Annotated in this window: 18 protein-coding genes; 4 read left to right on the forward strand and 14 right to left on the reverse strand. The window is 54.0% G+C overall.

Annotated features, from left to right (window positions below):
- Positions 1 to 118: 118 nt before the first annotated feature.
- The 7 genes from ihfB to ansB form a co-directional block, all read right to left on the reverse strand.
- Entirely contained in the window at positions 119 to 403 is a 285-nt protein-coding gene (gene ihfB, locus A6U95_RS17060; protein ID WP_004928264.1) for an integration host factor subunit beta, read from the reverse strand.
- Positions 404 to 465: 62 nt separating this feature from the next.
- Entirely contained in the window at positions 466 to 2,142 is a 1,677-nt protein-coding gene (rpsA, locus tag A6U95_RS17065; protein ID WP_021804919.1) for a 30S ribosomal protein S1, read from the reverse strand.
- A 191-nt stretch (positions 2,143 to 2,333) separates the two neighbouring features.
- The gene (gene cmk / locus A6U95_RS17070; RefSeq protein ID WP_021804920.1) at positions 2,334 to 3,023 is read right to left on the reverse strand and encodes a (d)CMP kinase; all 690 of its coding nucleotides are present in this window, start codon (positions 3,021 to 3,023) and stop codon (positions 2,334 to 2,336) included.
- A gap of 192 nt (positions 3,024 to 3,215) precedes the next feature.
- On the reverse strand, positions 3,216 to 4,502 hold the full coding sequence (gene aroA / locus A6U95_RS17075) for a 3-phosphoshikimate 1-carboxyvinyltransferase (RefSeq protein WP_065685426.1): 1,287 nt from the start codon (positions 4,500 to 4,502) through the stop codon (positions 3,216 to 3,218).
- Between the two features lie 116 nt (positions 4,503 to 4,618).
- Positions 4,619 to 5,704 carry a 3-phosphoserine/phosphohydroxythreonine transaminase gene (serC, locus tag A6U95_RS17080; RefSeq protein ID WP_024529855.1) on the reverse strand — a complete coding sequence of 362 codons (1,086 nt, stop codon included), beginning with the start codon at positions 5,702 to 5,704 and terminating at the stop codon, positions 4,619 to 4,621.
- 248 nt (positions 5,705 to 5,952) lie between these two features.
- A complete protein-coding gene (locus A6U95_RS17085) occupies positions 5,953 to 6,645 on the reverse strand; it encodes a DUF421 domain-containing protein (RefSeq protein WP_065685325.1) in 693 nt (230 codons plus the stop codon).
- Between the two features lie 85 nt (positions 6,646 to 6,730).
- A complete protein-coding gene (gene ansB / locus A6U95_RS17090) occupies positions 6,731 to 7,777 on the reverse strand; it encodes an L-asparaginase 2 (RefSeq protein ID WP_024529856.1) in 1,047 nt (348 codons plus the stop codon).
- 148 nt (positions 7,778 to 7,925) lie between these two features.
- On the opposite strand from ansB, the gene ycaO reads away from it, so the two are divergent.
- The 4 genes from ycaO (at position 7,926) to pflA (ending at position 14,392) form a co-directional block, all read left to right on the forward strand.
- The gene (gene ycaO / locus A6U95_RS17095) at positions 7,926 to 9,689 is read left to right on the forward strand and encodes a 30S ribosomal protein S12 methylthiotransferase accessory factor YcaO (protein ID WP_065685326.1); all 1,764 of its coding nucleotides are present in this window, start codon (positions 7,926 to 7,928) and stop codon (positions 9,687 to 9,689) included.
- Between the two features lie 448 nt (positions 9,690 to 10,137).
- Positions 10,138 to 10,998 (forward strand): formate transporter FocA, encoded by an 861-nt coding sequence (focA, locus tag A6U95_RS17100; protein ID WP_024484609.1) that lies wholly within the window; start codon positions 10,138 to 10,140, stop codon positions 10,996 to 10,998.
- Positions 10,999 to 11,058: 60 nt separating this feature from the next.
- Positions 11,059 to 13,341: a formate C-acetyltransferase gene (gene pflB / locus A6U95_RS17105; protein WP_065685327.1), complete on the forward strand. Its 2,283-nt coding sequence runs from the start codon at positions 11,059 to 11,061 to the stop codon at positions 13,339 to 13,341.
- A gap of 310 nt (positions 13,342 to 13,651) precedes the next feature.
- Entirely contained in the window at positions 13,652 to 14,392 is a 741-nt protein-coding gene (gene pflA / locus A6U95_RS17110; protein WP_024484611.1) for a pyruvate formate lyase 1-activating protein, read from the forward strand.
- A 51-nt stretch (positions 14,393 to 14,443) separates the two neighbouring features.
- Here pflA and A6U95_RS17115 read toward each other — a convergent pair whose 3' ends face one another.
- From A6U95_RS17115 to ynfE, 7 genes are all read right to left on the reverse strand, one after another.
- Entirely contained in the window at positions 14,444 to 15,589 is a 1,146-nt protein-coding gene (locus A6U95_RS17115) for an MFS transporter (protein ID WP_065685328.1), read from the reverse strand.
- 121 nt (positions 15,590 to 15,710) lie between these two features.
- On the reverse strand, positions 15,711 to 16,277 hold the full coding sequence (gene napF, locus A6U95_RS17120; protein WP_065685329.1) for a ferredoxin-type protein NapF: 567 nt from the start codon (positions 16,275 to 16,277) through the stop codon (positions 15,711 to 15,713).
- Positions 16,277 to 16,885: a Tat proofreading chaperone DmsD gene (gene dmsD / locus A6U95_RS17125; RefSeq protein WP_037412102.1), complete on the reverse strand. Its 609-nt coding sequence runs from the start codon at positions 16,883 to 16,885 to the stop codon at positions 16,277 to 16,279. Before dmsD ends, napF begins: the two co-directional genes overlap by 1 nt.
- Positions 16,886 to 16,933: 48 nt before the next feature.
- Positions 16,934 to 17,794 (reverse strand): dimethyl sulfoxide reductase anchor subunit family protein, encoded by an 861-nt coding sequence (locus tag A6U95_RS17130; RefSeq protein ID WP_024529861.1) that lies wholly within the window; start codon positions 17,792 to 17,794, stop codon positions 16,934 to 16,936.
- Between the two features lies 1 nt (position 17,795).
- Positions 17,796 to 18,413, reverse strand: coding sequence for a DMSO/selenate family reductase complex B subunit (locus tag A6U95_RS17135; RefSeq protein WP_024529862.1), 618 nt, complete (start codon positions 18,411 to 18,413; stop codon positions 17,796 to 17,798).
- A 10-nt stretch (positions 18,414 to 18,423) separates the two neighbouring features.
- Entirely contained in the window at positions 18,424 to 20,880 is a 2,457-nt protein-coding gene (gene dmsA, locus A6U95_RS17140) for a dimethylsulfoxide reductase subunit A (RefSeq protein ID WP_065685330.1), read from the reverse strand.
- 226 nt (positions 20,881 to 21,106) lie between these two features.
- Entirely contained in the window at positions 21,107 to 23,560 is a 2,454-nt protein-coding gene (gene ynfE, locus A6U95_RS17145; RefSeq protein ID WP_065685331.1) for a selenate/tellurate reductase subunit YnfE, read from the reverse strand.
- Between the last annotated feature and the right edge of the window lie 219 nt (positions 23,561 to 23,779).

The following is a 23,779-nucleotide window of genomic DNA, read 5'->3' on the forward strand; positions in this document are numbered from 1 at the left end:
TTGCGTAGCGGAGCGCAAATTTTGGCTGGTATGGGAGGGTTTTCAGGCGAAAAAAAACGGCACCCTAAGGCACCGTTTTATATTCTTTACAAGCAACAACACTATGGGTGGTCAGCGACTAGCCATAGATATTGGCACGGTCACGTAACTCTTTACCTGGCTTGAAGTGAGGAACGTACTTGCCGTCCAACTCAACTTTATCACCCGTTTTAGGGTTACGGCCGACGCGCGGAGCACGGTAGTGAAGAGAAAAACTGCCGAATCCGCGGATCTCGATGCGCTCACCCTCGGCTAGCGTAGCTGCCATGTGTTCGAGCATCTCTTTCACTGCATCCTCAACGGCCTTCGCCGGAATATGAGATTGCTGGCCAGCAAGTCTTTCAATAAGTTCAGACTTGGTCATAGTTCCTCCAAGCTTTGCAGCTAAACTACCGTATCGGGGCGGTCAGAAACCGCCCCCCGTCATTACTCGCCTTTAGCCGCTTTGAAGGCTTCAGCCATAGCGTTAGAGAAGTTGCTTTCTTCCGGCTTGGTGTTGTTAACCGTAGCAATTGCATCTTTCTCGTCAGCTTCGTCCTTCGCACGGACGGACAGGCTTACAACGCGGTTCTTACGGTCAACGCCAGTGAATTTAGCTTCAACTTCGTCACCAACGTTCAGAACCAGAGTTGCGTCTTCAATACGGTCGCGAGAGGCTTCAGAAGCACGCAGGTAACCTTCTACGCCGCCTGCTAATTCAACTGTAGCACCTTTGGCGTCAACTGCAGTGACTTTACCAGTAACAATAGTACCTTTCTTGTTCATAGACAGGTAGTTATTGAACGGATCTTCAGCCAGTTGCTTCACGCCCAGGGAGATACGCTCGCGCTCTGCGTCAACTTGCAGAACCACAGCTGCGATTTCGTCGCCTTTCTTGTATTCACGAACTGCTTCTTCGCCTGCAACGTTCCAGGAGATGTCAGACAGGTGAACCAGGCCGTCGATGCCGCCGTCCAGGCCGATGAAGATACCGAAGTCAGTGATAGACTTGATTTTACCTTCAACGCGGTCGCCCTTGTTGTGGGTTTCTGCGAACTGCTGCCATGGGTTGTTTTTGCACTGCTTCAGGCCCAGGGAGATACGACGACGCTCTTCATCGATGTCCAGAACCATCACTTCCACTACATCGCCCACGTTAACAACTTTGGACGGATGGATGTTTTTGTTGGTCCAATCCATTTCAGAAACGTGTACCAGACCTTCAACGCCTTCTTCGATTTCCACGAAGCAGCCGTAATCAGTCAGGTTGGTAACACGACCAGTCAGCTTGGTGCCTTCTGGGTAACGTTTAGCGATAGCAACCCATGGATCTTCGCCCAGTTGCTTCAGGCCCAGAGATACACGAGTACGCTCGCGGTCGAACTTCAGCACCTTAACAGTGATTTCGTCGCCCACATTGACAATTTCGCTTGGGTGCTTAACGCGTTTCCAAGCCATGTCAGTGATGTGCAGCAGGCCGTCAACGCCGCCCAGATCCACGAATGCACCGTAGTCAGTGAGGTTCTTAACGATACCTTTAACTTCCATGCCTTCCTGCAGGTTTTCCAGCAGTTGATCGCGCTCTGCGCTGTTTTCAGATTCGATTACTGCACGACGAGAAACAACAACGTTGTTGCGCTTCTGATCCAGCTTGATGACTTTAAACTCAAGCTCTTTGCCTTCCAGGTGCAGAGTGTCGCGAACTGGACGCACGTCAACCAGGGAACCTGGCAGGAACGCACGAATACCGTTCAGCTCTACAGTGAAGCCACCCTTAACTTTGCCGTTGATAACACCGACGACAGTTTCAGCTTCTTCGTAAGCTTTTTCCAGCGTGATCCAAGCTTCGTGACGCTTAGCTTTCTCACGGGACAGCAGAGTTTCACCGAAGCCATCTTCAACAGCGTCCAGCGCAACGTCAACTTCGTCACCAACCTGGATTTCCAGCTCGCCCTGGGCGTTTTTGAATTGCTCAGCCGGGATGGCAGATTCAGATTTCAGACCGGCGTCAACCAGTACGACATCTTTATCGATAGCAACAACAACACCACGAACGATGGAACCCGGACGGGTTTCGATTGTTTTCAGGGATTCTTCAAAGAGTTGAGCGAAAGATTCAGTCATGTTTAATCTTCAGGGTTCTATAGTTTAACGTCCATTTAGCGTCCCGCCGAATGGGGTTGTTTCACATACCTTGCCATTGGCTTCCTGCCGACAAGGTTTAGGTTACAGGGGTAAAATTTTACCCGATATATTCAGTTACTGCTATGCAGTACGATGACAAATATAACAAAAAGCTAAAAACGCCGCCGCGCTTATTGCTGCGGCAACGCCAAAACTTCATGTGCATATGCCAACGCCCGCTGGATCACTTCCTCGATCGACATGCTGGTAGAATCCAACACGAGGGCATCGAGAGCCGGTACCAGTGGCGCAATAGCCCGATTACGGTCACGGTCATCCCGTTCCTTTATCTCGGCTAAAAGACGTTCAAAGTTAACATTAAAGCCCTTTTCCTGCAACTGTAGCATGCGACGATGCGCACGCTCTTCGGAACTGGCGTCAAGGAAAATTTTAACCGGCGCATCCGGGAACACTACCGTACCCATGTCACGGCCATCGGCGATCAGGCCCGGGGCCTCGCGAAATGCGCGTTGGCGGCGCAGCAGCGCCTCACGAACCCGTGGAAATGCGGCCGTTTGCGAAGCCGTATTGCCAACGGTTTCGGTGCGGATCTCATTACTGACGTCCTCACCTTCCAAAATAACCTGCAGCTTGCCGTCCTGAGCAACAAAGCGGACGTCGAGATGGGCGGCCAAGGGGACTAACGCCTCTTCAGAGGTGATATCCACCTGATGGTGCAACGCTGCCAGGGCCAGTACGCGATAAATCGCGCCGGAATCCAGCAAACGCCAACCAAGGGATTCTGCCAGCGCCTTGCACAACGTGCCTTTGCCTGCACCACTTGGTCCATCCACGGTTATCACCGGAACTGTAGCCGTCATTTCTCTCTCCTTCAGGTAGAAACCTCACAGGAACACGCCTGCTCTCTGCCCAAGTAGGAGCAGATTCGGGGGCGTATTATACGCGCCTGCGGAGTTTACTGTTACCGCGAACTGTCTGATTGCCGAAAAGATGGCCACCAATGCGTAAAAAAGGCCTCAAACGAGGCCCATCGATAACGGATATGGAGAATATTAGGCCAACTGGCTGATACGCGCCAACTGCTCAAAATAGTCTGGGAAGGTCTTGGCGGTACACTTCGGATCCAGAATGGTCACCGGTGTATCGGAGAGCGCCACCAGCGAGAAGCACATCGCCATGCGGTGATCGTTGTAGGTACCAATCTCGGCAAACTGCAGCTTGCTTGGCGGCACGACGTGAATGTAATCCTCACCTTCATCAACCTCTGCGCCAACTTTACGCAGTTCTGCAGCCATCGCCGCCAGACGGTCGGTTTCTTTTACCCGCCAGTTGTAGATATTGCGGATGGTGGTCGGCCCGGTCGCGAACAGCGCGGTGGTGGCAATGGTCATCGCCGCATCTGGAATGTGGTTCATGTCCATATCGATGCCTTTGAGCTCGCCGCGGCTACACTCGATAAAGTCATCGCCCCAGGTGATGCGCGCGCCCATTTTTTCCAGCACGTCGGCAAATTTGGTATCGCCCTGAACGCTTTTCTTACCGATACCGGTAACACGCACGGTGCCGCCCTTAATCGCCGCAGCGGCCAGGAAATAGGATGCCGAAGAGGCATCGCCCTCCACCAGATAGTCACCTGGCGAACGGTAAGTCTGCTGCCCACGGATATGGAACACGCGATAGTTGTCGTGCGTGACTTCAACGCCGAAAGTACTCATCAGGTGCAGAGTAATATCGATATAAGGCTTGGAAACCAGTTCACCCAAAATATGGATAGCGGTGTCTTGGGCCGCCAACGGTGCCATCATCAGCAAGGCGGTCAGGAACTGGCTGGATACGCTGCCGTCAACGCTGACGTCGCCGCCACGGAAACCACCACGCAGGCGCACAGGTGGATAATCGGTTTGTTCAAGGTAATCAATTTGCGCGCCGCCCTGGCGTAAAGCATCGACCAGATGGCCAATCGGGCGCTCTTTCATGCGCGGTTCACCGGTCAACACCACGTCGCCCTCACCCAGGCACAGTGCCGCCGCTAATGGACGCATTGCCGTACCGGCATTACCGAGGAACAGCTCCAACGGCTGCGCGGCAACCAACGGACCCGCGTTGCCCTCAACGGAACAGGTGGTGCGATCGTCGGAGAGTTGGTAACTCACCCCCAGCGCTTGCAAGGCATTCAGCATATGACGCACGTCGTCGCTATCCAGCAGGTTGGTCAGCCGGGTCGTTCCCCGCGCCAGCGCAGCCAGTAGCAAAGCCCGATTGGATACGCTCTTGGAGCCAGGTAAGTTGACGGTGCCATCGACCAAAGCAACCGGTTGTAACGTCAGGGAATCCACCATGTGAACAAAACTCTCCAGAATCTGATAAACGAAACGGCCCCGGGATAATGCCGGAGCCGCTTTAATGCAAAAGGACAACAGCGGTACGACCGCCCGTTCAATGCGGGCGGTGGCAATCAACCATGGCGACGTTCAAAATCGACCATAAAGTCGGTCAGGGTCTTCACGCCGGCCAGCGGCATCGCATTATAGATGGAAGCACGCATGCCGCCTACTACGCGGTGCCCCTTCAGTGCCTGCAGGCCAATGGCTTCTGCTTCACTCAGGAACACTTTATCCAGCGCAGGATCGGCCAGTTGGAACGGCACGTTCATCCAGGAGCGGTTGGCAATGGCCACTCGGCTACGGTAGAAGTCCGACTGATCGATAGTGCTATACAGCAACTCGGCCTTGGCCTGGTTGCGTTTTTGCATTTCCACCAGGCCGCCCTGCTCTTTCAGCCATTTGAAGACCAGGCCAGACAGATACCAGGCGAAGGTTGGCGGCGTGTTAAACATCGAGTCATTTTCTGCCAACACGGTGTAATCCAGGATCGACGGGACTTCACGGCGTGCTTTACCCAGCAGATCATCACGCACGATCACCAGCGTCAGGCCAGCCGGGCCAATGTTCTTCTGTGCGCCCGCATAGATAACGCCGAAACGGCTGACGTCCAACGGACGGGAAAGGATGGTCGAAGAGTAATCGCCAATCACCACTTTATCGCCAAAGTCTGGCGTTTCATCAATGGCCACGCCGTCGATGGTTTCGTTCGGGCAATAGTGGACGTAAGCCGCGTTATCGCTCAGTTGCCACTCTTTCATCGGCTTGATGCCGCTTAAGCCGTCAACGGTGGTTTTAACATCGATCACCTTTGGCTGGCAGTATTTTTCCGCTTCGGTGATCGCGCTGTGCGCCCAGTAACCGCCATCGATATAGTCGGCAGTGGTGTTATCGCCCAACAGGTTCAGTGGCAACGCGGCGAATTGCGCGCGGGCACCACCGTGGCAGAACAGCACTTTATAGTTGGCGGGGACTTTCAGCAGATCGCGCAGATCCTGTTCGGACTGTTCGGCGACGGCGATGAATTCTTTACTGCGATGGCTGATTTCCATCACCGAAGTGCCAAGACCGTGCCAGTTGCACAGTTCTTGTTCCGCACGACGCAACACTTCAACCGGCAGCATCGCCGGGCCTGAGCTAAAATTATAAACCTGAGTCATTTCCCCTCACCACATTCACTGTGCGCCGTAAAAACCGGCTTTCGACATATGCCCGAAGTTAACGCTGATGTTAACCAACTCTATCGGTTTTATCACTCACGTAACCCGGCTGCAATGCTTATTGTTCCAAGGGTGGGAAACTGGCGAGACCGCAAATAACAGGCTCTGCGGCCTCAGGGTTTATTTGTGCCATAAAACGCTGTGACACTGGCGTATTCAGCGGGTTAACGCGGTTTTTTGTGCTGTATTCAGCTTACCCGGCTATGGGACAAGGCTGCGATCCATTTACGGTTGCCACAGCGTGGGCAGTCGTGTTCGGGCGATGGCGTCAAGGTGGAGATCAGGCTACACATCCCACAGGCATAATCACCCTCCACATCAATCTCAACCACGCTTTTGACGCATTGTGCCGGTAACACCGGTAACCCGGGCCGTACCTCCTCGTCCGGGTAGAAATACACCGATATGGTGCCGTTTACCTCCAGGATGGCCAGTCTCACCTGGCCGAGATGCTCGACACCGGCCTGACGGAGTTCCATAAAGAACTCATCATGGGTGATATTTTCCCGGCACAGAATGTTCCAATCGAACAGCCCCTCGCTGACCAGAATCAGCGGTTCGCCTTCCATCCACACCTGTATTTTTTGATGGCGATCCATCAACCAGGTGGAAAAGCGGTACATCACCATCATACAAACGAAAACCATCAGCACCGGCAACAGGGGAACATTATGATAAAACGCGACATCTCCGGCTGCCGATCCCAGCGTCAGGATAATCAGCACTTCAAACAGCGACATTTGGCGTACGCCACGCCGCCCGGTCATTTTTAAAAAGATAAACACCAGCAAAAAAGTGAACAGACAGCGTAGTGCCACCTCGGCCAGGAACTCTGGCGTGGTCTCGTCAAATGCCATTCTTTGGATATCAAATGCCTGCATGAAATCGTTCCTGAAAAAAGAGATTTCCTACAGCATAGTCGGGGCGGGGAAAATGGGGGCATTACGCCCCCACTTGAGTCAGGAATCAATACTGATTAAACATCGCCTGGATCTGTTTAGCATCTTTGGTTTGAGTTAATGCCAACTGCAGCAAGATTCTCGCTTTTTGCGGATTCAGCGTTCCGGCTGCCACAAAACCGAGTTTAGTATCATCCACTTCTGCATCTTCGGTGGTGGAACCGGTAGGCACGCGGGAAGAACGCACCACCGCTACGCCGTTATGGGCCGCCGTGGCCAACGTATCAAACACGGTTTTATACAGGTTACCGTTACCCACCCCGGCGCTGACAATCCCTTGATAACCTTCGGCGATCAGCGCCTTGGCAGGGGCATCGGACGCGTTGGCATAGTTATAGATAATACCGACCGTCGGCAGCGTACTCATCTGGTCGACGTTAAACGGCGTTTCGCTGGTGTGCTTGCGCTGCGGTGAACGTTGGTAGTCGATTTTGCCGTTGTGGATGTAACCCAGCGGGCCAAAGTTAGGCGACTGGAAAGTCTGTACGCCGGTGGTATTGGTTTTGGTCACGTCGCGGCCATCGAGCACCGTATCATTCATCACCACCAGCACGCCACGCTTGGCCGATTGAGGGTCAGCGGCTGTGACAACGGCGTTATACAAGTTAAATGGGCCATCGGCACTCATGGCCGTTGCCGGGCGCATCGCCCCCACGATCACGACCGGCTTATCGCACTTGACGGTGAGATCCAGGAAATAGGCGGTCTCCTCCAGCGTGTCGGTACCGTGGGTGATCACGAAGCCATCGGTTTTGGCACAGTCCGCATTAATCTTCTTGACCAGCTTGAGCCAGACTTCGTCATTCATATCCTGTGAACCGATGTTGACCACCTGCTCGCCCTGGACGTTGGCAACCTTTTTCAGCTCCGGCACAGCATCAACCAATGCTTCAACGCCCAATTTACCTGCGGTGTAGTTGGACTTGGTGGCCGAGTCGCCGCCGCCAGCGATAGTACCGCCAGTGGCCAGCAAGGTGATATTAGGTAACGCCAGTGCCGAGCCGCAAACCCCGGCCAACAGTAGTGCCAACACGCTGAGTTTCACTGATTTCATTACGTTTCTCCGTTATTGATAACCCGCTGAATTATCGTCTTTATCCACATAATTACTGTGACATCTGATCGGCTTTAGGAATACGTGGAGCTTGGGGACAAAACCCCGTATCATTGCGCGTTTTTAGTACGCCACATAAGTGAAGACAATGACGCAAACTTTTATTCCTGGCAAAGACGCTGCGCTAGAAGACTCCATCGCCCGTTTTCAGCAGAAATTAACCGATCTGGGTTTCAATATCGAAGAAGCCTCCTGGCTGAATCCGGTGCCACACGTCTGGTCAGTGCATATCCGCGATCGCGATTGCCCACTGTGCTTCACCAACGGTAAGGGTGCCAGCAAGAAGGCCGCGCTGGCGTCCGCGCTGGGCGAATATTTCGAGCGCCTGTCGACCAACTATTTCTTCGCCGATTTCTATTTGGGTCAACAGATTGCCGAAGGCGATTTCGTTCACTATCCCAATGAGAAATGGTTCCCGATCCCGGCTGACAACTCGCTGCCACAAGGTATCCTAGATGAGCGTACCCACGCCTTCTACGATCCAGAGCAGGAATTGACTGCCGACGATCTGATCGATCTGCAGTCTGGCAATAGCGATCGTGGCATCTGCGCCCTGCCATTCACCCGCCAGTCGGATCAGCAGACCGTTTATATTCCAATGAACATCATCGGCAACCTGTATGTGTCCAACGGCATGTCCGCTGGCAATACCGCCAACGAAGCGCGGGTTCAGGGTCTCTCCGAGGTGTTCGAGCGTTATGTGAAAAACCGCATCATCGCCGAGTCCATCAGCCTGCCGGAAATCCCGAGTGAAGTGCTGAACCGCTATCCTGACGTGGTTGAGGCGATCGCCAAGCTGGAGGCCGAAGGCTTCCCGATCCTCTCTTATGATGCCTCGTTAGGTGGCAACTATCCGGTGATCTGCGTGGTGTTGTTCAACCCCGCCAACGGCACCTGCTTTGCCTCCTTTGGCGCTCACCCCGATTTCGGGGTCGCGCTGGAGCGTACCGTTACCGAACTGCTGCAAGGCCGCGACTTGAAAGATCTGGATGTGTTTACCGCCCCAACCTTCGACGACGAAGAAGTGGCCGAGCATGCCAACCTTGAAACTCACTTCATCGATTCCAGCGGTCTGATCTCCTGGGATATGTTCAAACAGGATGCCGACTATCCATTTGTCGACTGGAGTTTCAGCGGTAGCACGCAGGAAGAGTTCGCCACCCTGATGAGCATCTTTAATAAAGAAGATGCCGAAGTGTACATCGCCGATTACGAGCACCTGGACGTGTACGCCTGCCGCATCATCGTACCGGGGATGTCCGACATCTATCCGGCAGAGGATCTGCTACTGGCAAACAACAGCATGGGCGCGCACCTGCGTGAAACCCTGCTGCAACTGCCGGGCAGCGAATGGGAGCCAGAAGAGTACCTGGCTCTGATCCAACAGTTGGATGATGAAGGGTTGGACGATTTCACCCGCGTACGTGAATTGCTGGGCATTGCCTCTGGTAAAGACAACGCCTGGTACACCCTGCGCGTTGGCGAACTGAAATCCATGCTGGCATTGGCCGGTGGCGATCTCGAGCAGGCACTGATCTGGGCCGAGTGGACGCAGGAGTTTAACGCCTCGCTGTTTACCCGAGAGCGCAGCAACTACTATCGTTGCCTGCAGACACTGCTGCTGTTGGCGTTGGAGCCAGAACGCGACCCAGCCCAATATCACACGGCCTTCGTGAAGATGTATGGTCAGGATGCTGTTGACGCGGCCTCTGCGGCTATGAGCGGCGAAGAGCGCTTCAACGGCCTGTTTGCCATCGACAGTGAATTGAAAGCCCTGCCGGCCCATCAAGCGCTGTTGGCGGCTTACGAAAAGCTGCAAACTGCCAAACGCCGTCACTGGGCGCAGGCATAAGCCTGATTGATACGCCGGTAGAACCTTACCGGCGTTACTCCCAAAGAAGCAGCTTGATTCGGTTGCCGATCAAAAAACAGGCAAACCTTGGCGTTGAATGTTTTTATCAAAAGCGTACTTATCAGCCAACAGGATAATTAAATCGCCAATTGTTACGTCAGCGTGAAATATTAATTAACCATCAATTAATGCTTATTCATCAAAAAGCGACAATAAGTACAAAAATTTAACTCTCCCCACCCCAAAACGGCGTTAACTTCAAAATTTTTTGCAAACATTAAAAAATATTTTTTACATAAAAATCAATAATATAACTCAATAGACCCTACTGATTTTGCGGTTTTAAGCCGTTTTACTTCCGCGCGTTATGATCCAAGTCAATTTTTACCCTATACTGCTTTGCTAGTATCTCAGTGTGTTGTAATAACCCTTAAGAGCGAGAGTTAGTGTGAGAGCTGACAACCCCTTCGATATGCTGTTACCTGCCGCGATGGCGAAAGTTGCCGAGGATGCGGGGGTTTATAAAGCCACCAAGCATCCGCTGACGACTTTTTATTTAGCGATCACCGCAGGTGTGTTCATTTCTATCGCCTTTGTTTTTTATATCACAGCGACCACCGGCACCGCCGCCATTCCTTTCGGCCTCGCCAAGCTGGTGGGTGGTATCTGCTTCTCCATGGGGTTAATGCTGGTCGTCGTCTGCGGAGCGGACCTGTTTACCTCCACCGTACTGACCGTGATTGCCAAAGCCAGCGGGCGTATTACCTGGGGGCAACTGGCTCTTAACTGGTTAAACGTCTATATTGGCAACCTGATTGGTGCCTTGTTCTTCGTAGCGCTGATCTGGTTCTCAGGCGAGTATATGGCAGCCAATGGCCTGTGGGGTTTGAACGTATTGCAAACCGCCGACCATAAACTGCACCACACCTTTATAGAAGCCGTCTGTCTGGGTATCCTGGCTAACCTGATGGTTTGCCTGGCCGTCTGGATGAGCTACTCCGGCCGCAGCCTGATGGACAAGATGTTCGCCATGATCCTGCCGGTAGCCATGTTCGTCGCCAGCGGCTTTGAGCACAGTATCGCCAACATGTTTATGATCCCTATGGGTATAGTGGTTAAGCACTTTGCCACGCCAGAGTTTTGGCAAGCCGTGGGGGCAGCACCCGAGCAATTCGCTCATCTGACCGTAAGCAACTTTATCATCGACAACCTGATCCCCGTCACCATCGGTAACATCATTGGCGGTGGTCTTCTGGTTGGGTTGACTTACTGGGTAATTTATCTGCGTGGCGGCAAACAGAATCACTAATCTGTTGGCTGGCACGGCGCCGGGTTTACAAAGAAATCCACATTAGAAGGTAGGTGTATAATGACCGAACTTAACGAGAAGTTAGCGACCGCTTGGCAAGGTTTCAGCGAAGGTGACTGGCAGAAAGAAGTCAACGTACGTGACTTCATCCAGAAAAACTACACTCCTTACGAGGGTGATGAATCCTTCCTGGCTGGCGCAAGTCAAGCCACTACCACCCTGTGGGACAAGGTTATGGAAGGGATCAAACTGGAAAACCGCACCCATGCGCCAGTTGATTTCGATACCAACGTCGTCTCCACCGTGACTTCTCATGATGCGGGCTATATCAACAAAGATCTGGAAACCATCGTGGGTTTGCAGACCGATGCTCCTCTGAAACGCGCGCTGATCCCATTCGGCGGCATCAAGATGGTTGAAGGTTCATGCAAGGTTTATGGCCGTGAACTGGATCCACAAGTGAAGAAAGTGTTCACCGAATACCGCAAAACCCACAACCAGGGCGTATTCGATGTTTACACCAAAGACATCCTGAACTGCCGTAAGTCTGGCGTGTTGACCGGTCTGCCAGATGCGTATGGCCGTGGCCGTATCATCGGTGACTACCGTCGCGTTGCTTTGTACGGTATCGACTTCCTGATGGCCGACAAGCTGAACCAGTTCAAGTCTCTGCAGACCCGTCTGGAAAATGGCGAAGACCTGGAAATGACCATCCAGCTGCGCGAAGAAATTGCTGAACAGCACCGTGCCCTGGCTCAGATTAAAGAAATGGCCGCCAAATACGGCTACGACATTTCTGGCCCAGCCAGCACCGCTCAAGAAGCCGTACAGTGGACCTACTTCGGCTACCTGGCCGCGGTGAAATCCCAGAACGGTGCAGCCATGTCCTTCGGCCGCGTATCTACCTTCCTGGACGTGTTCATTGAGCGCGATATCAAGGCCGGTAAACTGACCGAACTGCAAGCGCAAGAACTGATCGACCACCTGGTCATGAAACTGCGTATGGTTCGCTTCCTGCGTACTCCTGAGTATGATGAGTTGTTCTCTGGTGACCCAATCTGGGCAACAGAATCCCTGGCTGGTATGGGTGTTGATGGTCGTACGCTGGTAACCAAAAACAGCTTCCGCTTCCTGAATACGCTGTACACCATGGGGCCATCTCCAGAGCCAAACATGACCATCCTGTGGTCTGAAAAACTGCCGTTGAACTTCAAAAAATACGCCGCGAAAGTGTCTATCGACACCTCCTCCGTACAGTATGAAAACGACGACCTGATGCGCCCAGACTTCAACAACGATGACTATGCCATCGCCTGTTGCGTCAGCCCGATGATTGTCGGTAAGCAAATGCAGTTCTTCGGTGCGCGTGCCAACCTGGCGAAAACCATGTTGTACGCAATCAACGGCGGCGTTGATGAAAAACTGAAAATGCAGGTTGGCCCGAAAGAAGCCCCAATGATGGACACCGTGCTGGACTATGACAAAGTCATGGAGCGTATGGACCACTTCATGGACTGGCTGGCCAAGCAGTATGTGACCTCGTTGAACATCATTCACTACATGCACGACAAGTACAGCTACGAAGCTGCGCTGATGGCTCTGCATGACCGTGATGTTTATCGCACCATGGCTTGTGGTATCGCGGGTCTGTCCGTAGCAGCCGACTCCCTGTCTGCCATCAAGTACGCCAAAGTATCCACCATCCGTGACGAAGACGGCTTGGCTGTCGACTTCAAAATCGAAGGTGAATATCCGCAGTTCGGTAACAACGATTCTCGCGTAGATGACATCGCTTGTGACCTGGTAGAACGTTTCATGAAGAAAATTCAGAAACTGCGTACCTACCGTAATGCGGTACCAACTCAGTCCGTGCTGACCATCACCTCTAACGTGGTTTATGGTAAGAAAACCGGTAACACCCCAGATGGTCGTCGTGCAGGCGCTCCATTTGGTCCAGGTGCCAACCCAATGCACGGCCGCGATCAGAAAGGTGCTGTAGCTTCTCTGACCTCCGTAGCCAAACTGCCGTTTGCCTATGCAAAAGATGGTATCTCGTACACCTTCTCCATCGTGCCTAACGCGTTGGGTAAAGATGACGACGTGCGTAAAGCCAACCTGGCGGGTCTGATGGATGGTTACTTCCACCACGAAGCGTCCATCGAAGGCGGTCAGCACCTGAACGTGAACGTGATGAACCGTGAAATGCTGCTGGACGCGATGGAAAACCCTGAGAAATATCCTCAGCTGACCATCCGCGTATCGGGTTACGCAGTGCGTTTCAACGCGTTGACCAAAGAACAGCAACAAGACGTGATTACTCGTACTTTCACCCAGTCGATCTAATCGCTGTTTCTCCGGGGCGGATCGTTCTGCCCCGCTGAACAAATCTTACCAAGGCCGGATATTCCGGCCTTTTTACTAACTACCCCCTGACTCTGGTCTTGAGTCTGTTTTGCCAGGTATCTACGCTGCTGCTTAGCCTGTGATGGGTATATACTGCATGGATATCTGGCAAAACAGTGAACCGGTACGTAACCGGCCAACAGGAATCGTTTTACCTGGCGACTTTTTTTCGCCACATCGTTGATCCCTGCCTGGCGGTTACCAGCCTATTTTAGACTGCGTTTGACAGTCAATTTTGGAGAAACCCGCAATGTCCTTGAAAGGCCGCATCCACTCTTTCGAATCCTGTGGCACCGTTGATGGCCCTGGTATCCGCTTTATCGTGTTCTTCCAGGGTTGCCTGATGCGCTGCCTGTACTGCCATAACCGCGATACCTGGGACACCCACGGCGGCAAAGAGGTCACGGTTGAAGAGCTGATGACCGATACCGTGGCCTACCGTCACTTTATGAACGCTTCCGGCGGCGGCGTAACGGCGTCCGGCGGTGAAGCGATCCTGCAGGCCGAATTTGTTCGCGACTGGTTCCGCGCCTGCCACAAGGAAGGGATCAGCACCTGTCTGGACACCAACGGTTTTGTCCGCCGTTACGACCCGGTGATCGATGAGCTGCTGGATACTACCGACCTGGTGATGCTAGACCTGAAACAGATGAATGACGATATTCACCAGAACCTGGTGGGAGTTTCCAACCATCGCACGCTGGAGTTTGCCCGTTATCTGGCCAAACGTAATCAACGCACCTGGATCCGCTACGTGGTGGTGCCGGGCTGGTCTGACGATGATAAATCGACGCATCTGCTCGGTGAGTTCACCAAGGATATGACCAATATCGAGAAGATCGAGCTGTTGCCTTACCACGAGCTAGGCAAGCACAAATGGATCGCGATGGGTGAAGAGTACAAACTGGACGGCGTTCATCCGCCGAAGGCCGACACCATGGATCGCGTGAAGGGGATCCTGGAAAGCTACGGCCATAAAGTGATCTATTAAGCCTCTCCCTGCTCAACAAAAAACCCGGCGCATCTGCCGGGTTTTTTTATTTCATGCCGCGGCCAACGGGGTGTGGTGATGGTCCGGCTTCTTCAGCAGCATCACCAAATAAACCAGCGCCACTACCGCAATCATCACAAACAGCAGCCGATCGGAGTAGCTCTGCATCAGCATCGACGTCATCGATGGGCCGAGCAAGCTGCCGACGGTATAGCTCATCAACAATGTCTGGTTCATCGCCACTAACTGATGCGGCAGCACCTTTTCGCAGGCCCAGGACATCGCCACCGGATATAAGGTAAAGCCAGCACAGCCCAGAATAAACAGCGCCGGAGCCATCGCATAGTTACCCAGCATCGCGATGCTGGCAAGGATCACCACAAACACCTGAATGCGCAGCACCAACAGGCGACCATAGCGATCGGCCAGGCGCCCTATCGGCCACTGCCCCACGATGCCGGAACTGACCAGCAGCGCCATCCAGTAACCCACGTTGGCATCACTCATCCCCTGATGGTTTAAATACAGCGGCATCAGGCCGTACAGCGAGCCCAGCACAATTCCCGAGATAATACAGCCGTTGATGCCCAACCGGGCGTCACGACGTTTAAACATCTGCCAGATAGAGGCCTGCTGCGGTTCGTCATCCTGGTTATTGACCCGCGCAAACAGCATCGGCAGCATGGCGGCCATCACAACGGCGGTCACCCACGGCACCACATCCAGCAGTTGGGTTGAAACACTGCTTAGCAGCAACTGCCCCGCAACCGTACCGAGATAGTAAACTATCATATACGCCGCCAGCAGTTGACCACGGTTACTCAGATTGCCGCTGCGCAACAGTGCGCTTTCAACGATCACCCAAATCCAGGCACACCCTACCCCGGCAAAGAAGCGCCAGCCGATCCAACTCCAGAAGTCCAGCGACAGCACCATACCCACGGTAGCGAAGGCAAAGACCAGACAGGCAAGATGATAGCTGCGGGTAAAGCCAATCCGCTTGATCAGTTTGCCCGCCACCAGCGTTCCCAGCAGGTTACCGGTAAAATAAGACGAACTCACCACCCCCACTTGCCAGGTTGGCAATTGAGCATGCGTTAACCAGAGGGGAACCAAAGTGTTCAAAACGGCGATGGAAACCGTAAGCAGCAATAGGCCGCAGAGCAACATAAGCACTGGGCGAGAATATGCGGACATAGTGAAATTGAAACCGAACAGACAGAGTAGAGTGCGCGCATCATGCCACTGGCGATAAAAAAGTCAATCGGCGGTTAACGGGCGATCGCACAATATGTTTAACAACGGGTTAAAAGTGTCTTTATAGCTGTTCCGGCAACGATTTTTCACCCGAGGCGGCCAGGGAAATATGCCCATGAAAGCAGGATAGCTTGCACAGTCCGCAACCATTACACAGCGTATCGTCACACTGCAATTGGCGGGTACCGTTTTCAGAAAGCTGGAAGGATAAAGCCTGTTGCGGGCAGTTGATGGTACACATCCGGCAGCTGTCTTGCCGCCCTAGGCAGCTATGGCTGATTTGCGGGCGCAGCAGCGTGTCGCAGGGCATTTTGTCACGCAGCGCCCCAGTTTGGCAGGCGGTGGTGCATTTGCGGCAGACATCACACTCGGTGAAATCGATGCTCAATACCGGCTTGCTTTGCTCGAGGCTCAATAATCCGTACGGGCAGCTGCTCACGCAGCCGCCACAACCGTTGCATAACGAGCTGAACAACGCCTCCGGCAAAGCCTGAGGTGGACGAGCCACCGCAGGCAATGTTACAGAGGGCGTATCCTGTTCCGGCAAGGCTTTATTACGATCCAGCCAACCAGTCAGCAACCGGCGGCGGCTATTGCCTTGCGCAGATAGCTGTTGGTTGTTGTTCATTAGAAATACAGCTCCAGGCTCGGCACCGGTGACGGGCACTCTTCCGCCCAGGCTGCCAGCGTGATTTGTGCCAACTGAGCCACACCTTGATAGAACGGATGTCCGGCATGTTGCTGCAGCAGCTCCAGATATCGCGGTGCCCACGGAAGAATGTGCAACGCAATCAGCCCGGAAATCATTTTGTGCTGCTTCTCTTCGGCCAACCAGGCCGCCATCATCAGCAAAGTGCCAATATGGTCTTCCGGCTCATTCTGGTTGCGCTGGGCTTCGATACCGTTCACCCGCAACCATTGGCGCAGGCGCAGCGTCGAATCACCAAACAGCACGCTCTCTCTATCCAGGTAGACCGATCCCCAAGGAGGAGCAACCAGCGTATGTGGGCCAACGAACAGGCGTTGATAAGCCTCTGACAGCGTCTCTGGCTGGTTTCCAGTCAAACCTTCGGCGATCAGGGCTGCGGCCTCTTGTGCACCTTCATAAGGCCATTCGGTCAACCACTGCGGGTCGGCCAGAGAATCCAGTAAAGGCTGGCACTCTTTGCTCTCCGGTGGGGCATACAATAAAACACCTAGCACACGGCCAGTCAGGGCGATTTTTTCAAGCATCATAACTTGGGGCTTCTCCAGGGGCGCAGCCAGGCCGCGCCCAGATTAACGTTAGCCAGCCACGGCCATGCCAACGGTCATATGCAGGCCGTAGAACACGCCACGGCCAATCAACTCACCGGCAAAGACTAACACAAAGCCCAAGGTCAACCCCATCACACTGGCGTTACCACGGCGCAACTGCGGGCAAATCCAGCAACCCAGGCCGAGAACCAGCAAGACCAGCCGCCATACCATCAGTTGGCCATATTCCGGGATCAGCGCCGACGCCTGCTGTACCGAGCTGCTGATGGTAGCCAACTCACTGCCTTGCAACAGTGCCGAGCACAGGCTAAGCAACAGCGCCAGCACGCTGATCATCATCAGTTGACCACGGCCAGCCACTTGCAAACCAGCCGCCCGCAGCAGCAACACGCCCAACAGCGGCCCGCCGATAAACACCGACAGGAAGAAGTTCAGCGTGGTGTAACCGTTATGCCAGGTCGGTACGGTATCGATCTGGTAGACACGCGTCATGGCGTAGACAAACAGCAGCCCCAGCACCATGGTGACTACCAGCCAGGCTTTACCCAGCGCCTGCGGCATTTTTTTCAACATGGCCAGCAGCCAATAGAGGCCGCCTACCGCAAAGAATACCGAACCGCTGGCGATTTCATTACTCAACGCCGACTCACCGATGCGATTGAGCGAGTTAAAGGCCCTGATCGGCGTCCCCAGGTGCATCACGGAGGCGATAAAGGCGATCCCCATCAGCAACCACAGGAAAAACATAGAACCGTGTACCGCCTTGCTCTGGCGATCGGTCAGATTACCGGCGATCAACGCCAGCCCCATTACGATAACGCCGCCCACCACAAACTGCCCTAATACGGTGAACACCATCAGCGGCCATTCATGCCATCCCGTTCCCATTTTAAACCTCCTTCGGATTAGCCAGATGGCCGGTAGTGTCACCACTCGGGCGGCTGTTGGCGTTAGGTTTCAGTACGATGCACGGTTTGGTGAAATGCGCGGCCGGTAACGGTGCCACTTGCGCCAGGGTGCCATGTTGTTTACGCAGTTCGTCGATCGGGCCAAAGTCCAGGGCACGCAGCGGGCAGGACTCGACACAAATCGGCTTTTGGCCAACGGCAACGCGCTCATAGCAGCCATCGCACTTGGTCATGTGCCCTTTCGCTTCGTTGTACTGCGGTGCGCCGTACGGACATGCCATATGGCAGTAGCGGCAACCGATGCACACCTCTTCGTTCACCACCACAAAACCGTCTTCCCGCTTGTGCATGGCGCCACTTGGGCACACTTTGGTACAGGCCGGGTCTTCGCAGTGGTTACAGGCGATCGACAGGTAATAGGCAAACACGTTTTGGTGCCAGCTATCGCCGTCCTGCTGCCAGTCGCCCCCGGCATACTCATAGATGCGGCGGAAGCTGACGTCCGGGGTCAGGTTTTTATAGTCTTTGCAGGCCAGCTCGCAGGTTTTGCAGCCGGTGCAACGACTCGAATCAATGTAGAATCCATATTGCGTAGTCATCAGCTACTCCTTAAAGTTTGGCGACCTGGACCAGATTGGTGTGGGAAGGATTGCCCTTGGCCAACGGCGACGGGCGCTGGGTGGTCAGCACGTTGATACTGCCAGCATGATCGATACGGCTACCATCTGGCGCATACCAGGCTCCTTCGCCCATAGCGACCACGCCCGGCAACATGCGTGGCGTCACCTTGGCATTAATGCGTACCTCACCCCGATCGTTGTAAATACGGATCAGGTCCCCGTTGGCTATGCCGCGGGATTGCGCATCAATCGGGTTGATCCACATCTCCTGGCGGCAAGCGGCCTTCAGCACGTCGACGTTACCGTAGGTAGAGTGGGTTCTGGCCTTGTAGTGGAAACCGGTCATCTGCAATGGATACTTGCTGCTTAACGGATCGTCGAGGCTTTCGAAACCGGCCGCATACACCGGCAGCGGATCGATAACGTCGTCCTTGGATAATTCCCAAGTCGCTGCCAGCTCCGCCAGTTGGGCAGAATAGATCTCGATCTTGCCTGAAGGCGTTTTCAGTGGATTAGCCTGCGGATCGGCCCGGAAGGCTTTGTAAGCCACATGGTGACCATCGGGATCGCGCTGCTTGAAGATCCCTTGCTTGAGGAACTGTTCAAAGTCCGGTAGCGCCGGAATGGCTTCGCGGGACTGCTGATAAAGGTGACGCAGCCACTCTTCCTGAGTCCGCCCCTCGGTGAAGGCCTGCTCAACCCCCATACGTCGGGCGATCTCGCTGGTCATTTCATAAATGTTCTTACATTCAAACTGCGGCTTGATCGCCTGATCGGCGAAGATGACGTAACCCATATTGCCGCTTGAGGCATCCAGACAGAAATCCATCTGCTCAGAGGCGGTGCAATCTGGCAGCACCAGATCGGCATATTTCGCCGACGAGGTCATGTGGTTATCGATTACCACGATCATCTCGCACTTCTTCTCGTCTTGCAGAATGTCATGGGTACGGTTGATTTCTGAGTGCTGGTTGATCAGACAGTTACTGGCATAGTTCCAGATAAACTTGATCGGCACGTCCAGCTTGTCCTTGCCCTGCACGCCGTCACGCTTGGCGGTCATTTCCGGCCCGCGCAGAATGGCATCGGTCCACATGAACATGGAGATGCTGGTTTTAACCGGATTCTCCAAGGTCGGCATCCGAACAAACGGCAGGCCGTAGGAGCCTTCGCGTGCCCCCGTGTTACCGCCATGGATCCCGACGTTACCGGTGAGGATCGGCAACATGGCGATGGCACGTGAGGTCAACTCACCGTTGGCATGGCGTTGCGGCCCCCAACCTTGGGAAATGAACGCCGGTTTGGTACTGCCAATTTCGCGCGCCAGTTTGACAATGCGGTCGGCCGGGATACCGGTAATTTTTGAGGCCCAGGCCGGCGTCTTCTCAATGCCGTCGTCACCTTGGCCCAGAATATAGGCCTTATAGTGCCCATTAGCTGGAGCCCCCGCAGGTAAGGTTTTTTCGTCGTAACCCACGCAGTATTTATCCAGAAACGGCTGATCGACCAAATTCTCGCTGATTAACACATGCGCCAACCCGGCAACCAGTGCCGCATCGGTGCCAGGACGAATTGGGATCCACTCGTCTTCCCGACCGGCAGCGGTATCGGTGTAGCGCGGATCGATCACAATCATGCGCGCATTCGAACGCTCACGCGCCTGCTCCAGCAAGTAGGTTACCCCACCGCCACTCATGCGGGTTTCGCCTGGGTTGTTACCGAACAGCACCACCAGCTTGCTGTTTTCGATGTCCGTTGGGCTGTTACCGTCAGCCCAACCGCCGTAGGTATAATTCAGCCCCATGGCGATCTGCGCGGTGCTGTAGTCACCATAGTGGTTCAGATAGCCGCCGCAGCAATTCATCAGGCGAGCGATCAACGTAGAACCCGGTGGCCAGGAACGGGTGACTGTGCCCCCCAAGGTGCCGGTACCGTAGTTCAAATAGATGGCTTCATTGCCATAGTCTTTGATGATGCGCTTCATGTTGTCAGCGATCAGCGTGTAGGCTTCATCCCAGCTTATCTGCTTGAATTTTCCTTCGCCCCGCTTGCCCACGCGGAGCATGGGATACTTCAGGCGGTCTGGGTTATACACGCGACGGCGCATTGAACGCCCACGCAGGCAGGCACGAACCTGATGCAACTCTTGGTACTCGTCGTTGCCAGTATTATCCGTTTCGACATATTTGATCATACCGTCGACCACATGCATCCGCAGCGGGCAACGGCTACCGCAGTTTACCGTACAAGCGCTCCAGACCACTTTTTCTTCGGGTTTGGCAAGGGCGGATGTCGGGGAGGTTTCAGCGTTGGCACGGCGGCTGAAAGGCAGGGAAACGCCACCAACGGCAAGGGCAAGGGCAAGCCCGCCAATGGCACTATTTTTGACCAGCTTTCGCCTGGAGCACTGAAGGCCGGACAGAGGTTTTTTTTCGGATTCATTCATAATGATTTCGCTCTGGGTTGCATAAAATAACCAGTAAAACTGGCAATAAAACCTGCAATCAACGTGTTACGCCGCTCCCAATGCAGGTAGATTTCAAAAAAGCAGGTAAAAATGTTTTAATTGTGGCCTGCCCTAAACGGCACTATGCTCCAAAAGAGGTGGTTACACTTTGCTCACAATCAATAAAGTGTTGATATAACAGGCTTTATTGATAATGATTTTCATTTCATATTTTTTCTATCTGGATCAAATTGGTATGCTGTGGGTTACCTTTCGCCAACGGTGATGGCCGGTGGGTGGTGAGCGTATTCATGCAGGCACCGTGATCGATACGGTCACCGTTCATGTTGGCCTGATGCCAGGCTCCTTGCCCCATCGCTACCACGCCAGGCATGATGCGCGGTGTGACTTTGGCGGCCACGCGAACTTCGCCACGGCCATTGAATACCCGCACCGTTTCACCGCTGACAATGCCGCGCTGGCTGGCATCAAGCGGGTTGATCCAGACTTCCTGCGGGCAAGCCGCCTGCAGCACATCGATATTGCCGTAGCTGGAGTGGGTCCGGGCCTTATAGTGGAAACCGAACATTTGCAGCGGGTAGGTGTTACGCAACGGGTCATCCCAACCTTCAAAGGTTGACGCGTAGACCGGCAACGGGCTGATGGTTTCGTCCTTATCCAACTCCCAACTGCTGGCGATCTCTGCCAACTTGGCCGAATAGATCTCGATCTTGCCTGAAGGCGTCTTCAACGGGTTGGCTGCGGGATCGTCACGGAATTTTTTATAGGCCACAAAGTGGCCATTCGGGTCTTTACGTTTGTAAATCCCCATGCTGCGCAAAGCTTCATACGACGGCAACTGCGGGTCCTTCTCCAACATTTTGGCGTAAAGGTATTGCAGCCACTGCTCCTGAGTGCGCCCTTCGGTGAATTTTTGGTGTACCTCAGGCCCAAGGCGACGCGCTACCTCGCTCATCACTTCATAGATGGGTTTACGTTCAAACTTGGCAGTGGTGGCCGGCTGGATAAAGATCAGGTAGCCCATATTGCCAGCGTAGTCGTTCGGGATAATGTCCTCCTGCTCGACCGTCATCAGGTCCGGCAGCAGAATATCGGCGTATTTCGCCGAAGAGGTCATAAAGTTTTCCAGCACCACGATCATTTCACACTGGGAGTCATCCTGTAGAATGTCATGGGTTTTGTTGATATCGGAGTGCTGGTTGGTGATGGTGTTCCCGGCATAGTTCCAGATGAACTTGATCGGCACGTCCAACTTGTCTTTGCCGCGTACCCCATCACGTTTGGCGGTCATTTCCGGGCCGCGGGCGATGGCATCGGTCCAGCTGAAGCAGGAAATCTGCGTTTTTACCGGATTTTCCAGCACCGGCATCCGTTCAATGGTGATGGTGTAGGTTGATTCACGCGCGCCGCTGTTGCCGCCGTTGATCCCCACGTTGCCGGTCAGGATCGGCAGCATGGCAATGGCCCGCGAGGTGAGCTCACCATTTGCCTGGCGCTGTGGCCCCCAACCTTGCAAGATATAGGCCGGTTTGGCACTGCCAATCTCACGTGCCAGCTTGATGATACGGTCGGCCGGAATGCCGGTGATTTGGGATGCCCATTGTGGGGTCTTCGCAACACCGTCTTGCCCCTGCCCCAGGATATAAGCCTTATAGTGACCGTTGGCAGGCGCCCCCGCGGGTAAGGTTTTCTCATCGTAACCCACGCAGTAGTTATCCAGGAACGGTTGGTCGACCAAATCCTCGCTGATCAATACGTGCGCCAATCCGGCGACCAATGCGGCATCAGTGCCTGGCCGGATCGGGATCCACTCATCTTCCCGCCCAGCGGCCGTATCCGTATAACGCGGATCGATGACGATCATGCGCGCGTTAGAACGTTCCCGTGCCTGCTCCAGGAAATAGGTGATACCACCGCCGCTCATGCGGGTTTCCGCCGGATTGTTACCGAACAGCACTACCAGCTTGCTGTTTTCAATATCAGAGGTGCTGTTACCCTCATTGCTGCCGTAGGTATAAGGCATGGCGCAGGCGATCTGGGCGGTACTGTAGGTGCCATAGTGGCTGAGAAAACCGCCGTAGCAGTTCATCAGGCGAGCAACCAGCGAGGCATAAGGCGAAGAACGGGTGATATTGCCGCCGACAATGCCAGAGGTATAGTTGATGTAAACCGCTTCATTGCCGTATTTGGCGACGATACGCTGCAGGCTGGTGGCGATTTCGCTGTAAGCCTCTTCCCAACTGATGCGTTTGAATTTACCTTCACCACGTTGACCGACGCGTTTCATCGGGTAATTCAGACGTTCCGGATGGTTCATGCGCCGACGCATGGAGCGGCCACGCAAACAGGCGCGCACCTGATGGTTGCCATAAACATCGTCGCCCGTGTTGTCGGTTTCCACCCAGTAAACTTCGTCATCGCGTACGTGTAACCGCAAGGCGCAGCGGCTGCCACAGTTAACCGAGCAGGCTCCCCACACCACTTTATCCTGCGATGCGGATTGCACCGCCGTATCGACAGTTTCTGCCACTGCATGGCAGCTAAAAGGCAACGAAAAACCGCCAGCGGCCAGGGTCAAGCCCGCTACCGTGCCGGATTTCATTAGCGTACGGCGGCTGATACCGTTGGATGATGATGCTGCAGATTTTTGCTTCGACATAGCTCACTCCTGGTCTTGCCCGAACAACGGGAAACGTCATGCCTTGGTTGGCAGAGACAGGAGGAAGCTGAATTAGCGCTGGGTGGTTTGATGTGGAAAAACGATTCCCCCTCCATAAGTAAGGATATTACTCATTAGGGGGTAGTAAACTTTGTCTGCTATCAATAAATGTAGCTTTCATTCGTAAATAAAAACCATTCAAACGAAAAAAGCGCCCGT

It is taken from the genome of Serratia sp. 14-2641 (assembly GCF_001692375.1).
Lineage (GTDB): Bacteria > Pseudomonadota > Gammaproteobacteria > Enterobacterales > Enterobacteriaceae > Chania > Chania fonticola_C.